Origin of the sequence: Streptomyces sp. NPDC059897 (assembly GCF_042730865.1) — a bacterium.
Classification (GTDB): domain Bacteria; phylum Actinomycetota; class Actinomycetes; order Streptomycetales; family Streptomycetaceae; genus Streptomyces.
This window is the reverse complement of record NZ_JBHWKQ010000005.1, coordinates 219,544-233,992: the sequence shown is the minus strand read 5'-3', so window position 1 is coordinate 233,992 and position 14,449 is coordinate 219,544. Positions and strand designations below refer to the sequence as shown.

The following is a 14,449-nucleotide window of genomic DNA, read 5'->3' as shown; positions in this document are numbered from 1 at the left end:
GGCACTGAGCTAGGGGAGAGGCCCGGAACATGGCACGTCGCGGAATCCTCGGACGGAACCGCCGTGAGTACACAACGCCCGAACCGCACCCGTCGGGCGCGCGGCCGCCGAAGATCCCCGGCGAGCTGGTGCCCCAGCACGTGGCGATCGTCATGGACGGCAACGGACGCTGGGCCAAGGATCGCGGCCTGCCGCGCACCGAGGGTCACAAGGTCGGCGCCGAGCGTGTGCTCGACGTCCTTCAGGGCGCCATCGAGATGGGCGTCGGTGCCATCTCCCTGTACGCCTTCTCCACGGAGAACTGGAAGCGGTCGCCCGACGAGGTCCGCTTCCTCATGAACTTCAACCGGGACTTCATCCGCAGGACCCGCGACCAGCTCGACGAGCTCGGTGTCCGGGTGCGCTGGGTGGGCAGGATGCCCAAGCTGTGGAAGTCGGTCGCCAAGGAGCTGGAGATCTCCCAGGAGCAGACCAAGGACAACGACAAGCTGACCCTGTACTTCTGCATGAACTACGGCGGCCGCGCCGAGATCGCCGACGCGGCGCAGGCGCTTGCGGAGGACGTGAAGGCGGGGCGGCTCGACCCGTCGAAGGTCAGCGAGAAGACGTTCGCGAAGTACCTGTACTACGCGGACATGCCGGACGTGGACCTGTTCCTGCGGCCCAGCGGCGAGCAGCGCACGTCCAACTACCTGCTGTGGCAGAGCGCGTACGCCGAGATGGTCTTCCAGGACGTCCTGTGGCCGGACTTCGACCGGCGTGACCTGTGGCGGGCGTGCGTGGAGTACGCCTCCCGTGACCGGCGGTTCGGTGGGGCGACTCCGAACGAGGTGCTGCTTCAGCTGGAGGCCGGTAAGTAGGGATCGGTGGGACGGCGTTGCGGTTCCGGGGCTCTGCCCCGGACCCCGCGCCTCAATCGCCGGCGGGGCTTATTTGGCACACTCCGCACACGTGCCGAAGATCTCCACCGTGTGCGCCACGTTCACGTAGCCGTGCTCCGAGGCGATCGCCTCGGCCCACTTCTCCACCGCCGGGCCCTCGACCTCGACCGCCTTGCCGCAGACGCGGCAGACCAGGTGGTGGTGGTGCTCGCCCGTGGAGCACCGGCGGTACACCGCCTCGCCCTCGGACGTCCGCAGCACGTCGACCTCGCCGGCGTCCGCGAGGGACTGCAACGTCCGGTACACCGTGGTCAGCCCGACCGAGTCCCCCTTGTGCTTGAGGACATCGTGCAGCTCCTGGGCGCTGCGGAACTCGTCCACCTCGTCGAGCGCCGCCGCCACGGCCGCGCGCTGGCGGGTCGACCTGCCTCGAACCGGGGCTGCCACGGGTTTCTCCTCACATCCCTGCCACGTACGTACGGCGGCCATTGTGCCAGGCGGCGCCGTAGGTGGCTCAGACCTTGGCGCCGGCCTGCTCCGGGATCGGGCACTCGGCCGGGTCCCCGGCGGGCACCGGGACGGAGCGCGCCCTGCGCCGGGCAAGGGGCTTCGCGAGGAGCGCGAGGACGATGAAGGCCGCGATCGTCAGGAGCACGATCGTCGCTCCGGGCGGCACGTCCTGGTAGTACGAGGTCGCCGTGCCGCCGAGCGTCACGGCGACGCCGAGCGCCACCGCGATCACGAACGTCGCCTTGAAGCTGCGGGTCAGCTGCTGGGCCGCGGCGACCGGCACCACCATCAGGGCGGAGACCAGGAGCAGGCCCACCACACGCATCGCGACGGTGACCGTCACCGCCGCCGTCACGGCGATCAGCAGGTTCAGGAAGCGCACGGGCAGGCCCGTCACCCGCGCGAACTCCTCGTCCTGGCTCACCGCGAACAGCTGCCTGCGCAGGCCCACCGTCACGAGCACCACGAAGGCGGCGAGCAGGCAGATGGCGAGGACGTCGTCCTGCGACACCGTCGACAGCGAGCCGAAGAGGTACGAGTTGAGGTTGGCGTTGGAGCCGCCGGGCGCGAGGTTGATGAACATCACGCCGCCCGCCATGCCCCCGTAGAAGAGCATCGCGAGCGCGATGTCGCCGCGCGTCTTCCCGTACCAGCGGATCAACTCCATGATCACGGCGCCGAGTACGGAGACGGCCGTCGCCATCCACACCGGTGAGGTGGAGAGAAGGAAGCCGAGGCCGACGCCCGTCATCGCCACGTGGCCGATGCCGTCGCCCATCAGGGCCTGGCGGCGCTGCACGAGGTAGATGCCGACGGCGGGGGCGGTGATGCCGACGAGGACGGCGGCGAGCAGTGCCCGCTGCATGAAGTCGTAGGAGAGAAGTTCCATGAGTGTGTGGCCAGCCCTCTAGCTCAGCAGTCCGGTGCGGATCGGTTCGGCGTCCACGGGGGTGTGCGGGTGCACGTGGTCGTGGCCGGGCAGCGCGTGCTGGCCGACGGCCTTCGGGGGCGGGCCGTCGTGCAGCACGCAGCCGTCGCGCAGGACGACCGCGCGGTCGATGAGCGGCTCCAGGGGGCCCAGCTCGTGGAGCACGAGCAGGACGGAGGCGCCGGCCGCGACCTGCGTGCGCAGCGTCGCCGCGAGGATCTCCTGGCTCGCCAGGTCGACGCCCGCCATCGGCTCGTCCATGATCAGCAGCTCGGGTTCGGAGGCCAGGGCGCGCGCGATGAGCACCCGCTGGTGCTGGCCGCCGGAGAGCGCGTCCACGGAGTCCTTGGCGCGGTCCGCCATCCCGACGAGTTCGAGGGCGCGGGTCACCGCGTCCCGGTCGGCCTTGCGCAGCAGGCCGAACCGCGCGCGCGAGAGGCGGCCCGAGGAGACGACCTCGGCCACCGTCGCGGGCACGCCGCCCGCGGCGGTCGTGCGCTGCGGTACGTAGCCGACGCGCGCCCAGTCCTTGAAGCGGCGCCGCGGCGTGCCGAAGAGCTCGATGTCCCCGCCGGTGGTCGGGACCTGCCCTATGACGCTGCGGACGGCGGTGGACTTGCCCGACCCGTTCGCCCCGAGCAGGGCGACGACCTCGCCGCGGTGCACGGCGAGGTCGATGCCGCGCAGCACGGGGCGCCCGCCGAGCTCGGCCGTCACCCCGCTCAGCGAGATGACGGCGTCCCGTACACCCATGTCGCCCTCCTTCGAGGTCACTTGCTGCCCAGCGCCTTCTGCAGCGCGGCCAGGTTCGACTCCATGACCGAGATGTAGTCGTCGCCCTTGGACTTCTCCGTGATGCCCTCGATCGGGTCGAGCACATCGGTCTTGAGCTTCGCGTCGCCCGCGAGGGTCCTGGCCGTCTTGTCGCTGACGAGCGTCTCGTAGAAGACGGTGCCCACGCCGTCGTGCTTCGCGGTCTTCTGGAGCTCCTTGACGCGGGCGGCGCTGGGTTCGCTGTCCGGGTCCAGGCCGTTGATGGCCTCCTCGGTGAGGCCGTAGCGCTCGGCGAGGTAGCCGAAGGCGGCGTGCGTGGTGATGAAGGTCGAGGACTTGGTGTCCTTGAGGCCCTTGTCGAACTTGGTGTTCAGCTCGTCGAGCTTGCCGACCAGGGCCTTGGTGTTCTTCTTGTAGTCGGCCGCGTGGTCGGGGTCGGCCTTCTGGAGGGCCTTGCCGACGCCCTCGGCGACCTCGGCGTACTTCACCGGGTCGAGCCAGATGTGCGGGTCGGCGGCGTCCTCGTCGTGGGTCTCCTCGCCGTGCCCGTGGTCGTGACCGTCGACCTCGGTGCCGTGCTTCTCGAGGGAGGTCAGGGAGCCGGCGTCGATCTTCGTCTTGATGTCCGACTGGTCGATGGCCTCGTCCACGGAGGGCTGCAGGCCCTTCAGGGAGAGGGCGACGTCGGACTCCTCGAGCTGGGCGCGCTGCTTGGCGCTGACTTCCAGGTCGTGGGGCTCCTGGCCGGGCTCGGTCAGGTTCGTGACGTCGACGTGGTCGCCGCCGATCTCCTGGGCGAGGTACTGCATCGGGTAGAACGACGCGACGACGCTCAGCTTGCCGCCGCTTCCCTTGTCCTCGGCGGCGGAGCTGCCGCACGCGGTCAGGGCGCCGAGACCGAGGGCGGTGGCGGCGGCGACGGGTATGAGCTTGCGGGATCGTCGTACGTTCATGACAGTCATTTTCAACAAAACTGGAAACGGTTGTCAACAACGCGATCATCGAGGTCTTCGTCACGCTCGGTCCCGCTCTGTCCCCACAACCGATTTGGTTAGGGGGGTGGGCCCGCCGGTAACCTGAGGCATTCGCTCCCGGAGCGCGTATCCAGCGCGCTCACCGTCGTCGTAATGAAGAGAGCACCGTGGCCGCCGACAAGATCGACACCATCGTCAGCCTCAGCAAGCGCCGTGGCTTCGTCTACCCCTGCAGCGAGATCTACGGTGGTCAGCGTGCCGCCTGGGACTACGGGCCGCTGGGTGTGGAGCTGAAGGAGAACCTCAAGCGCCAGTGGTGGCGCTACATGGTCACCTCGCGCGAGGACGTCGTCGGTCTCGACTCGTCCGTGATCCTGGCGACCGAGGTCTGGCAGGCCTCCGGCCACGTCGCCACGTTCACCGACCCGCTCACCGAGTGCACCTCCTGCCACAAGCGCTACCGCGCGGACCACCTGGAGGAGGCGTACGAGGCGAAGAAGGGCCGCCTGCCCGAGAACGGCCTCGCCGACCTCTCCTGCCCCAACTGCGGCAACAAGGGCACGTTCACCGAGCCCAAGCAGTTCTCCGGCCTGCTCTCCACGCACCTCGGCCCGACGCAGGACAGCGGCTCCGTCGCCTACCTGCGCCCCGAGACGGCGCAGGGCATCTTCACCAACTTCAGCCAGGTGCAGACGACTTCGCGCCGCAAGCCGCCGTTCGGCATCGGCCAGATGGGCAAGTCGTTCCGCAACGAGATCACGCCCGGCAACTTCATCTTCCGCACCCGTGAGTTCGAGCAGATGGAGATGGAATTCTTCGTCAAGCCCGGCGAGGACGAGGCGTGGCAGGAGTACTGGATGGAGCAGCGCTGGAATTGGTACACGGGCCTCGGCATGCGCGAGGAGAACATGCGCTGGTTCGAGCACCCGAAGGAGAAGCTCTCCCACTACTCGAAGCGCACCGCTGACATCGAGTACCGCTTCCAGTTCGGCGGCAGCGAGTGGGGCGAGCTCGAGGGCGTCGCCAACCGCACCGACTACGACCTGTCCGCGCACGCCAAGGCCTCCGGCCAGGACCTCTCCTACTTCGACCAGGAGAAGGGCGAGCGCTACACGCCGTACGTCATCGAGCCGGCGGCCGGTGTCGGCCGCGCGATGCTCGCCTTCATGCTGGACGCCTACGTCGAGGACGAGGCGCCCAACGCCAAGGGCAAGATGGAGAAGCGCACGGTCATGCGCTTCGACCACCGCCTCGCCCCGGTGAAGGTCGCGGTCCTCCCGCTCTCCCGCAACCCGGAGCTCTCCCCGAAGGCCAAGGGTCTCGCGCAGGCGCTCCGGCAGAACTGGAACATCGACTTCGACGACGCCGGCGCCATCGGCCGCCGCTACCGTCGCCAGGACGAGATCGGTACGCCGTTCTGCGTCACGGTCGACTTCGACACGCTCGAGGACAACGCGGTGACCGTGCGCGAGCGCGACACCATGAAGCAGGAGCGCGTCTCCCTCGACCAGATCGAGGGCTACCTGGCCAGCCGCCTGGTCGGCTGCTGACCGGCCCCCGGCGCACGAAACGCCCCGGCCCACCGTGTTCTCACGGCGGGCCGGGGCGTTTCGCTTTCAGTCGAACTCGCCGTGCAGCGCCCCGAGTTTGAACGCCTCCCATTCGCGGGCGGTGAAGCGCAGTACGAGACCGCGCGGGTCGGCCGGATTGCGCAGGGCCACGGCGCCGCCGCCGAGCGCGGCGACCTCCACGGGACCGCTCTGGGCAGGGGTGCCCGGGGCGCTCAGCCATTGCGCCTCGGAGATGTCGAGCGCGTAGAGCCGCTCCTTCTCCTTCACAGCGGCAGGGCCCCGGAGTTGAGGCTCGAAACGAATGCCTGCCACGCCGGGGAATCGAAGACGATCGCGCCGAATTCCCGGTGCTTGGTGTCGCGGACCGCGCGCCGGCCCGACGCGAGTTCGGCGTGCTCGACGCATCCGTTGGACGCGCCGCTGAAGGTGCTCTTTCGCCAGACCGCTGACCCGACTTCGGCGAGCGAGGCGGTGGGGGCGTAGGTGGGGGGCATCACGACCCGCTTTCTTGCTTGATTCGGTCACTGATGTACCGGCGGGACTGAGCGGGGGACAGCGCGGCGGCCGTCAGGTCGTCCCAGGCCTTTGCGTACATCTCTACATCGGGACGCTGCTCGAGGAGCGTGCCGCCGGTCATGTGCTCCAGCCACGCGACCTGTACGGACGGCTCGCCGCGCATCGTGAACAGCGTGTACGGAGCGTACTGCGCGAGCGGCAGGGTGATGTCCAACGGCAGGACCTGAATGCTGACATTGGGCAGCTGACCTGCTTCCATCAGGTATTCAAACTGCTGACGGATCAGTTTCCGCGGGCCCGGGATGCGGTGCAGCGCGGGCGTGTCGACGACCGCTCTCAGGCGGAATTCCGCCGGCCCGTCGAGCAGGTTCTTGCGCCGCATCCGGGTCTGCACCAGGGTTTCGACGCGGGCTTCCGCGGCCCCCACCGTGAATATCTCGCGCATGTATTCCTCGGTCTGCAAAAGCCCCGGCAGCACCGAGGGCTCGAAGGAACGCACGAGTGAGGAATCGGCCTCAAGGGTGAGGTAGTCGCGCAAGTCGTCGCTCAGCAGCGGCCCTTGGCCCGACCACCAGTCCACCTTGTGGATGTCGCGGGCCAGCCGTTTGAGATTCGTGCGCTGCCGGTCGTCGTCAACTCCGTAGAGATTGAGGAGTGTTGTCAGATCGAGCTGACGGATGCCTCGTCTTCCCGTCTCGATCTGGCTGATCTTCGGCTGCCCGCATTCGAGTGCCAGCGCCGCGTCATTGACCTTCAGGCCGGCTTCGGAGCGCAGTCGTCGCAGCTCGGCTCCTAGGCGACGGCTGCGCATGGTGGGCATCTCGCTCTGGGGCATGGGCACATGATGTCCCGCGCCTTCAGGCCACACAACTGTCATATGCCTCACCCCTCCAGCAATATGCCGACTCGTGCGTAATACTTGCCTAAGGCATAGTTTCGGCGTCAGGATGGCGATGCAACGCCCTTTGTCCACAAGCGAGTTCACTGCCATGGAACCCCCGGAGGGGTAATGCAGGACCAGTCGACGGACGAGATCGATGTGATCGAGGTGCTGGAGATGCTCGATCGGCCGTGCTCGATCCGTATGGAGTACAGCCCGCACCGCCTGGAACAGATCCGCCGGATCGTCGGTGCCCGCCTGCGGTGCTGGGGCCTGCACAAGCTGGTGTACGAGACCTCGTTCGTGGCCACGGAGCTGTGCAGCAATGTGCGGCACTGCGACGACAGCACCTTCGAGCTCGCCATCGCCCGCATCGCCAGGGGCGTCCGCCTCGAAGTGACGGACACGTCCCCCGAGCTCCTGGTCATCCCCACGGAGCCGCCGGACTTCCTCGAGACCGGCGGCCGGGGCCTGTTCCTGGTCTCGGCCTACGCCTCCGCCGTCGGTGTGCTGCCGACGCCCACCGGGAAGGTGGTGTGGGCCGAACTGGCCCTCGGCGACGCCGAATCGGGCGGGGCCGACTGAGGTGCCTCTGTGGGTGTCCAACCGAATCCTCTGCGTGGTCGCGTGGGGGTGCACGCGGGGCCGCGCCGGGGTCCGGGGCGCTGTTTCCGTATGGGGCGGAATCCGAGGGGCGGACACGGTGCGTGGTTCCGCCCTCGTCCGGAGCGTATGAGCGGGCGCGAAAACTTCACAGTGGCAGCAATGTGGATTCGGTCAGGCGTTTGACGGGCCCTCAGAGCCGAACTTGACCCATGGCCAACGGTATTACGGCTGGTGTACGCGTTGCCCGGGGCGGGACGCGCCGACTACGGCCTTCCGCTTGTGCTGGAATTGTTGGGAAAGCATGGCCGAGAGCACACGCCTGAAGGGCTCAACGCAGGTCGGACGGAAGCGTCGAGCGGACGGTCAGGCCGCCGGTGGTGCGCGATGTCGCGGTGACCTCGCCGCCGTGTGCGGTGGCCACCGAGCGCACGATGGAGAGGCCGAGGCCCGCGCCCTTGGCGGACACCAGGCGGTCGCCGCCCAGCCGCCGGAACGGGTCGAACAGGGACGGGATCTCGTACGGGGGCACGGTCGGGCCCGTGTTGGAGACCTCCAGGACGATCCGCTCGCTCTCCGGGTGACAGCTGACCCGTACCCAGCCGCCGGGGCCCGCGTTGTGGCGGATGCCGTTCTCGACGAGGTTGTGCACGAGGCGTTCGAGCAGCAGTGCGTCGCCGGTGGTGGGGCACTCCGACGTGGTGGCCGTGAGAGTGACGCCGGCCGCCCGTGCCTCGGCCGCCGCGCGGGCCGTCACGTGCTCGACGACATCGGCCAGATCGAGGGGTGAGCGCACGGCGATCTCCTGATCCGACCCCGCGAGCAGCAGCAGGCCGTCGATCAGCCGCTCGTGCCGCGAGTTGATCTCCAGCAGGTTCTCGCCGAGCTGCCGTACGTCGGCGGAGGCGCTCTCGCGGTGCAGGGCCACCTCGACCAGGGCCCGGCCGAGCGTCAGGGGTGTGCGCAGCTCGTGCGAGGCGTTGGCGACGAAGCGGCGCTGCCCGTCGAAGGACCGGTCGAGGCGCTCGACCATCGTGTCGAAGGTGTCCGCCAGGTCCTTCACCTCGTCGTGCGGGCCGCGCAGCGCGATCCGCTCGTGCAGCCCCCGGTCGGCGGCCGGGGCCCCGGCGATCCGCCGCGCGGTCTCCGTCACCCGGTGCAGCGGGGCGAGCACCCGGCCCGCGACCAGCCAGCCGAAACCCGCGGCGGCGGCGCCGACCACGAGGAGCGCGATGCCGCCCTGGGTGATCAGCGAACTCGTCGCGGCGGCGCGCAGGCCCCGCTGCTGCGCGCGCATCCAGCGCTCGGCGGCGGGGCCGGTCAGGCGCTTTCCGTCGGCGGTGATCACGACGAGGTTGTCCGGAGTGGCGGACGGCGTGGCATCCGGGGAGGCGGACGGCGCTGTGGAGACCGGGCCGGGGAGGCGCTGGTTGCTGTAGACCTTGGTGCCGACGCCGGTGAGCTGGTTGCTGAACAGCGCGTAGGTGACACCGAGCAGCACCACCCCCGCGACCAGGAACATCCCGCCGTAGATCAGGGTGAGCCGGGTGCGCAGGCTGACGCGGCGCCGCCGCGGGCGCCGGTTCACGGGATCCGGTACCCGACGCCCGTGACGGTGTGGACGACCGGCGGATCGGCGAGCTTCCTGCGGAGCTTGAGGACGGTGAGGCGGACGGCGCCGGTGAACGGGTCCGCGTGCTCGTCCCACACCTTCTCCAGGAGCCGCTCCGCCGAGACCGTCGCCCCGTCCGCCCGCAGCAGCTCGGCCAGGACCGCGAACTCCTTGCGGGCCAGCGGTACGTAGCGGCCGTCGCGGAACACCTCGCGGCGCGCCGGGTCGAGCGTGATGCCCGCGCGGCACAGCACCGGCGGCGCGGCCGGGCGCGAGCGACGGCCCAACGACTGCACGCGGGCCGACAGTTCGGCGAACGCGAACGGTTTCGTGAGGTAGTCGTCCGAGCCCATCGACAGCCCCGCGACCCGGTCGCCGACACCGGCCGCCGCGGTCAGCATCAGGATCCGCGGCGCGGCCCCCGACGCCACGACCGCCCGGCAGACGTCGTCCCCGTGCACGGCGGGCAGGTCCCGGTCGAGGACCACCACGTCGTAGTCGTTCACCTCGATGCGCTCCAGGGCCGCCGCGCCGTCGTGCGCGACGTCCACCGCGTGCGCCTCGCCCCGCAGCCACTGGGCCACGGCCTGGGCGAGCAGCGGCTCGTCCTCCACCACCAGCACCCGCATGGGTGTCCCCCCCCCGTCCCTGCGCCCCGCGCCCCGCGCGTCCGGGGCGTCGGGCCCATCGTTCCCGGCGGGTTGTTTCCTCCCCGTCAGTGATTCCTGTGCGCGGCCGGGCGCCCGGGGCGGAAACGCCGGGGAAACGCGGCGGGGCGTTGCATCTGCCTGCGAGCCGGCCGGTCCCGGCCGGCCGTGACCCGAGGGAGAACACGACATGGGTGTACGCACACGTGCCGCCGCCGCGGCACCGGCTCTGCTGCTCGCGCTGCTGCTCAGTGGCTGTGGATCCGGCGACGACGGGGGCGGGGTCGCCTCCGCGAACAAGGCGAAGGAGAGCACCGCCGGCGCGAAGTCGAGCCTGAGCCCCGAGGAGAAGGGCGCCAAGTACGCGCAGTGCATGCGGGAGAACGGCATACCGATGGAGGACCCGAAGCCCGGCGAGGGCGTCCGGCTCCAGATCGACGGCTCGATCCCCAAGGAGACCGTCGACAAGGCCCTGGAGGCCTGCCGCAAGTACCAGCCGCAGGGGACGCGCGGCGGCGGCAACGGCAAGCAGGGCGAGAACATGCGCGAATACGCGGCCTGTATGCGGGAGAACGGGGTCGACGCCTTCCCCGACCCCACCGAGGAGGGCGGCATCAGGATCGACGGCTCGGTCTCGAAGGATCCCGACTTCAAGGACGCGCAGAAGGCGTGCCAGGACGTCCTGGGCGGCGCGGGCGAGCAGCTGGGGGCCGGCCAGTGACGGCGGAGCGGACGTCCACCGAGGTGGAGCCGGCCGGCAGCGCGGGGGACGACGCGGGGCCGGTCGTCGAGGAAGCCCAGGACGGTGCCATGGAAGCCGGTTCGGCGCACGAAGGACCGGAACGGCGCCGCCGCACCGGGGCGCGGCGCAGGGGCGCCTGGATCGCCGTCGGCGTCGTCGTGCTCGCGGCCGGTGGCGCGGCCGCCGCGGCCGGGCTCGGGGGCGGGAGCAAGGACGAACAGCAGGGCAGCGCGTTGCCGCCCGCCACGGCCGAGGTGACGCGCCGTACGCTCCAGGACACCGAACGGGCCGACGGGCAGCTGGGGTTCGGCCCGGCCACCGACGCCGTCGCCCGCACCAACGGAACCGTCACCGCCCTTCCCGACTCCGGCGACACCGTCGAGCGGGGCGGCACGCTGTACGAGGCCGACGGGCTGCCCGTGACCCTCATGTACGGCTCGACACCCGCCTACCGCGAGCTGAAGGAGGGCTCCGAGGGCGCCGACGTACGGCAGTTGGAGAAGAACCTCGACGCGCTCGGCCACGACGGGTTCACCGTCGACGACGAGTACACCGCGGGCACGGCGGCCGCGGTCGAGGCGTGGCAGGAGGACCGGGGCCTGCCGGAGACCGGCACCGTGGAACTCGGGCAGGTCGTCTTCGCGCCCGGGGCCGTCCGCGTCGACAGCCTCGACGCGCAGCTCGGCACCCCCGTCAGGCCCGGCACCAAGGTGCTCTCGTACACCGGGACCGACAAGGCCGTCACGGCCGAACTCGACGCCGCCGACCAGCGGTTGGCGAAGGAGGGCGCGACCGTCGACGTCGTGCTGCCCGACGACTCCACCGTCAAAGGGAGGATCGAGGAGGTCTCCACCCTCATCGAGCCCGCACAGGGCCAGGACGAGGAGGCGGAGACGAAGGTCGAGGTCGTCGTCGGACTCACCGGCGACAAAGCGCGCGAGGCGGCGAAGTCCTACGCGCTCGCCGCCGTGCACGTCGACTTCACCGCGGAGACCCGCAAGGACGTCCTGACCGTGCCCGTGGCGGCCCTGGTCGCCCTCGCCGAGGGCGGGTTCGGCGTGGAGGTCGTCAAGGGCGGCGCCTCCTCGTACGTCCCCGTGAAGACGGGCCTCTTCGCCGACGGCCGTGTCGAGATCAGCGGCATCGGCGCCGGCACGAAGGTGGGGGTGCCCCGGTGATCCGGCTGAGCGGTGTCACGAAGAGCTACCCCGGCGGTGTGACCGCGCTCGGCGGGGTCGGCCTGACCATCGACGCGGGCGAACTTGTCGCCATCGTCGGCCCGTCGGGCTCCGGAAAGTCCACGATGCTGCACATCCTCGGCACCCTGGACCGGCCGAGCACCGGAACCGTGCACATCGACGGGCACGACGTCTCCGCCCTCGGCGACGACCGGCTCGCCGCGCTGCGGGCCTCCCGGATCGGCTTCGTCTTCCAGCAGTTCCACCTGGCCGCCGGGACGTCCGCCCTGGACAACGTGGCCGACGGCCTCCTCTACACCGGGACCCGCCCGGCCGAGCGGCGCCGCAGGGCCGCCGCCGTGCTGCGCGACGTCGGCCTCGGGCACCGCCTCGACCATCGCCCGCACGAGCTCTCCGGCGGTGAACGCCAGCGCGTCGCCATCGCCCGCGCCGTCGCGGGCGCCCCCGCCCTGCTGCTCGCCGACGAACCGACGGGCGCGCTCGACTCCGCGTCGGGCGAGCACGTCATGGCCCTGCTCAGGGAGTTGCACGGCGCCGGCACCACCGTCGTGATCATCACCCACGACTGGGAGATCGCCGAGTCGCTGCCCCGCCAGGTCCGGATGCGCGACGGCCGCGTGGTCGCCGACACGGTGCGCTCCGCGACCGGGGCGGTGGTGACCCGGTCGGGCGGCGGCGGGCTGCCGTCCGCCGGGGCCGCGCCGGTGGTGCGCCGATGACAGGACCGTCCCGCTCGCCGCACTCGTCCCGGAGGTTCCCGATGACCGTCGACCTGCTCGAACCCGGACCGCCCGGCCCCGCCGAACCGGCCCCGCCGCCGCGACCCGCGGGCCTCGGCCTCGGGGACATCGTGCGGGTGGGGGCGGTCGGGCTGCGGACGCGGCCGATGCGCGCGTTCCTGTCCGCGCTCGGGATCGCCATCGGTATCGCCGCGATGGTCGCCGTGGTCGGCATCTCCTCGTCCTCCCGCGCCGGCCTCGACCGCACCCTGGCCGCGCTCGGCACCAATCTGCTCACCGTCGCACCCGGCTCCACCTTCACCGACGGCCGGGCCGAACTCCCGCTCACCGCCGAGGAGATGGTCGCGCGGATCGAACCGGTCGACGCCGTGTCCGCCGTCGGCGAGGTGCCCGACGCGAAGGTCTACCGCACCGACAAGATCCCCGAGGCGGAGACCAACGGCATCACCACCTACGCGGCCCGAACCGACCTGCGGGCCACCACCGGGGCCCGGCTCAGCGGCGGAGCCTGGCTCAACGCCGCCACCGGCCGCTACCCGGCGACCGTGCTCGGGGCCGACGCCGCGTCCCGGCTGGGCATCGGGCGGGCAGGGCCCGACACCCAAGTCCTCATCGGCGGACGGTGGTTCACCGTCGTCGGCGTGCTCGCCCCGGCCGAACTCGCGCCGGAGCTGGACGAGGCGGCCCTGGTCGGCTGGGCCGCGGCCGGTACGGAACTCGGCTTCGACGGACACCCCACCACCCTCTACACCCGCTCGGCCGAATCGGCGGTCGAGGAGGTCCAGGCCGTCCTGGGCGCCACCGCGAACCCCGAGGCACCCAACGAGGTCGACGTCTCCCGCCCCTCCGACGCGCTCGCGGCGCAGCAGGCGGCGGGCAAGGCGTTCACCGGGCTGCTGCTCGGCCTGGGGGCGGTCGCGCTCCTGGTCGGCGGGGTCGGCGTCGCCAACACCATGGTGATCTCCGTCCTGGAGCGGCGGGCCGAGATCGGTCTGCGCCGCTCGCTGGGGGCGACGCGGGGGCAGATCCGTACCCAGTTCCTGATGGAGTCCCTGCTGCTGTCCGCGCTCGGCGGCCTGGGCGGCGCCGTGGCCGGGGCCGCGGTGACCGCCGGATACGCGATCGCCCAGGGCTGGCCCGTCGTCGTGCCCGCCTGGGCGGTGGCGGGCGGCCTGGCCGCGACGATGGCCATCGGGGCCCTCGCCGGCCTCTACCCGGCCCTGCGCGCCTCCCGGCTCGCGCCCACGGAGGCGCTGGCCGCTACGTAGCCGGTGTGCCCGGCCCCGTAGCCGTCGACAGGCCGCGCAGGAGGAGGGTGACCAGGGCGGTGAAGGCCTGGTGGGCGTCCTCGCGGGACCATTCCGGGGCGTAGACCGGGTCGTGGAAGTGGGCGGTGGCCTCGAAGACGGCGCGGGCCGCCGCCGGGACGTCGGGGACGTCGAACTCGCCGGTGTCCGCGCCCTGTTGGACGATCGAGGTCAACTGCCCCGTCAGTTCGGCGATATGGGCGTCCACCACGCCGCCCTGCTCGTCCGTGAGGACGGAGTACGTGGCGAACAGCTCCGGGTCGTCGCCCGCCTTGTGGCGCTTGGCCTCGAAGAGGGTCGCGAGCCAGTGGCGCAGCTTGGCGGCGGGCGGCTCCCCGCCCGCGACGACCTCCGCGAGCCGCGCCGTCGTGCGGTCCAGCCAGCGCTTCGTGACCGCGCCGCGCAGCTCCGCCTTCGTACGGAAGTGCCGGTACACCGAGCCGTGGCTGACCCCGAGCGCGCGGGCCACGTCGACCACGGTCGCCTTCGCGGGGCCGTGCCTGCGCAGCACCTCCTCGGTCGCGGCGAGGATGCGCTCGGGGGTCAGGGTCTCGGGGGCCATGGC

General features: G+C 71.2%; 17 protein-coding genes. 7 read left to right on the top strand and 10 right to left on the bottom strand.

Annotation, left to right across the window (positions count from 1 at the left end; translation table 11 throughout):
• The first annotated feature begins 29 nt into the window (after positions 1-29).
• On the top strand, positions 30-860 hold the full coding sequence (locus ACFV9W_RS08625; protein ID WP_385756933.1) for an isoprenyl transferase: 831 nt from the start codon (positions 30-32) through the stop codon (positions 858-860).
• A gap of 69 nt (positions 861-929) precedes the next feature.
• Here the strand turns inward: ACFV9W_RS08625 and ACFV9W_RS08620 are convergent, their stop codons facing one another.
• The 4 genes from ACFV9W_RS08620 to ACFV9W_RS08605 form a co-directional block, all read right to left on the bottom strand.
• The gene (locus ACFV9W_RS08620; protein WP_385756931.1) at positions 930-1,328 is read right to left on the bottom strand and encodes a Fur family transcriptional regulator; all 399 of its coding nucleotides are present in this window, start codon (positions 1,326-1,328) and stop codon (positions 930-932) included.
• Between the two features lie 67 nt (positions 1,329-1,395).
• The gene (locus tag ACFV9W_RS08615; protein ID WP_385756929.1) at positions 1,396-2,280 is read right to left on the bottom strand and encodes a metal ABC transporter permease; all 885 of its coding nucleotides are present in this window, start codon (positions 2,278-2,280) and stop codon (positions 1,396-1,398) included.
• An 18-nt stretch (positions 2,281-2,298) separates the two neighbouring features.
• The gene (locus ACFV9W_RS08610) at positions 2,299-3,072 is read right to left on the bottom strand and encodes a metal ABC transporter ATP-binding protein (RefSeq protein ID WP_385756927.1); all 774 of its coding nucleotides are present in this window, start codon (positions 3,070-3,072) and stop codon (positions 2,299-2,301) included.
• A gap of 17 nt (positions 3,073-3,089) precedes the next feature.
• Positions 3,090-4,046: a metal ABC transporter substrate-binding protein gene (locus tag ACFV9W_RS08605; RefSeq protein ID WP_385756925.1), complete on the bottom strand. Its 957-nt coding sequence runs from the start codon at positions 4,044-4,046 to the stop codon at positions 3,090-3,092.
• A gap of 188 nt (positions 4,047-4,234) precedes the next feature.
• Between ACFV9W_RS08605 and ACFV9W_RS08600 the strand changes: the two genes are divergently transcribed.
• Positions 4,235-5,617 (top strand): glycine--tRNA ligase, encoded by a 1,383-nt coding sequence (locus ACFV9W_RS08600; protein ID WP_385756924.1) that lies wholly within the window; start codon positions 4,235-4,237, stop codon positions 5,615-5,617.
• A gap of 66 nt (positions 5,618-5,683) precedes the next feature.
• Here the strand turns inward: ACFV9W_RS08600 and ACFV9W_RS08595 are convergent, their stop codons facing one another.
• Genes ACFV9W_RS08595 through ACFV9W_RS08585 form a run of 3 tightly spaced genes read right to left on the bottom strand, consistent with a single transcriptional unit; the run spans position 5,684 to position 6,989 of the window.
• Positions 5,684-5,905, bottom strand: a complete 222-nt coding sequence (locus ACFV9W_RS08595; RefSeq protein WP_385756922.1) for a DUF397 domain-containing protein — start codon at positions 5,903-5,905, stop codon at positions 5,684-5,686.
• Positions 5,902-6,132, bottom strand: a complete 231-nt coding sequence (locus ACFV9W_RS08590; protein ID WP_385756920.1) for a DUF397 domain-containing protein — start codon at positions 6,130-6,132, stop codon at positions 5,902-5,904. The genes ACFV9W_RS08595 and ACFV9W_RS08590 overlap by 4 nt, the downstream gene beginning before the upstream one ends.
• Complete coding sequence (locus ACFV9W_RS08585; protein WP_385756918.1) at positions 6,132-6,989, bottom strand: helix-turn-helix domain-containing protein; 858 nt, start codon at positions 6,987-6,989, stop codon at positions 6,132-6,134. Before ACFV9W_RS08585 ends, ACFV9W_RS08590 begins: the two co-directional genes overlap by 1 nt.
• A 174-nt stretch (positions 6,990-7,163) precedes the next feature.
• On the opposite strand from ACFV9W_RS08585, the gene ACFV9W_RS08580 reads away from it, so the two are divergent.
• Entirely contained in the window at positions 7,164-7,619 is a 456-nt protein-coding gene (locus ACFV9W_RS08580) for an ATP-binding protein (RefSeq protein ID WP_385756916.1), read from the top strand.
• A 349-nt stretch (positions 7,620-7,968) separates the two neighbouring features.
• Here ACFV9W_RS08580 and ACFV9W_RS08575 read toward each other — a convergent pair whose 3' ends face one another.
• Both ACFV9W_RS08575 and ACFV9W_RS08570 read right to left on the bottom strand, forming a co-directional pair.
• Positions 7,969-9,225, bottom strand: coding sequence for a sensor histidine kinase (locus ACFV9W_RS08575; RefSeq protein ID WP_385756914.1), 1,257 nt, complete (start codon positions 9,223-9,225; stop codon positions 7,969-7,971).
• Positions 9,222-9,878 carry a response regulator transcription factor gene (locus ACFV9W_RS08570; protein ID WP_385756912.1) on the bottom strand — a complete coding sequence of 219 codons (657 nt, stop codon included), beginning with the start codon at positions 9,876-9,878 and terminating at the stop codon, positions 9,222-9,224. The genes ACFV9W_RS08575 and ACFV9W_RS08570 overlap by 4 nt, the downstream gene beginning before the upstream one ends.
• Before the next feature lie 208 nt (positions 9,879-10,086).
• Between ACFV9W_RS08570 and ACFV9W_RS08565 the strand changes: the two genes are divergently transcribed.
• Genes ACFV9W_RS08565 through ACFV9W_RS08550 form a run of 4 tightly spaced genes read left to right on the top strand, consistent with a single transcriptional unit; the run spans position 10,087 to position 13,845 of the window.
• On the top strand, positions 10,087-10,617 hold the full coding sequence (locus tag ACFV9W_RS08565; RefSeq protein ID WP_385756911.1) for a hypothetical protein: 531 nt from the start codon (positions 10,087-10,089) through the stop codon (positions 10,615-10,617).
• The gene (locus ACFV9W_RS08560; protein ID WP_385756908.1) at positions 10,614-11,816 is read left to right on the top strand and encodes a peptidoglycan-binding protein; all 1,203 of its coding nucleotides are present in this window, start codon (positions 10,614-10,616) and stop codon (positions 11,814-11,816) included. Before ACFV9W_RS08565 ends, ACFV9W_RS08560 begins: the two co-directional genes overlap by 4 nt.
• Complete coding sequence (locus ACFV9W_RS08555; RefSeq protein ID WP_385756907.1) at positions 11,813-12,556, top strand: ABC transporter ATP-binding protein; 744 nt, start codon at positions 11,813-11,815, stop codon at positions 12,554-12,556. The genes ACFV9W_RS08560 and ACFV9W_RS08555 overlap by 4 nt, the downstream gene beginning before the upstream one ends.
• Before the next feature lie 41 nt (positions 12,557-12,597).
• Entirely contained in the window at positions 12,598-13,845 is a 1,248-nt protein-coding gene (locus tag ACFV9W_RS08550) for an ABC transporter permease (RefSeq protein WP_385756905.1), read from the top strand.
• Here the strand turns inward: ACFV9W_RS08550 and ACFV9W_RS08545 are convergent.
• A complete protein-coding gene (locus ACFV9W_RS08545) occupies positions 13,838-14,446 on the bottom strand; it encodes a TetR family transcriptional regulator (RefSeq protein WP_385756903.1) in 609 nt (202 codons plus the stop codon). The two genes, ACFV9W_RS08550 and ACFV9W_RS08545, sit on opposite strands and share 8 nt — an antisense overlap.
• Between the last annotated feature and the right edge of the window lie 3 nt (positions 14,447-14,449).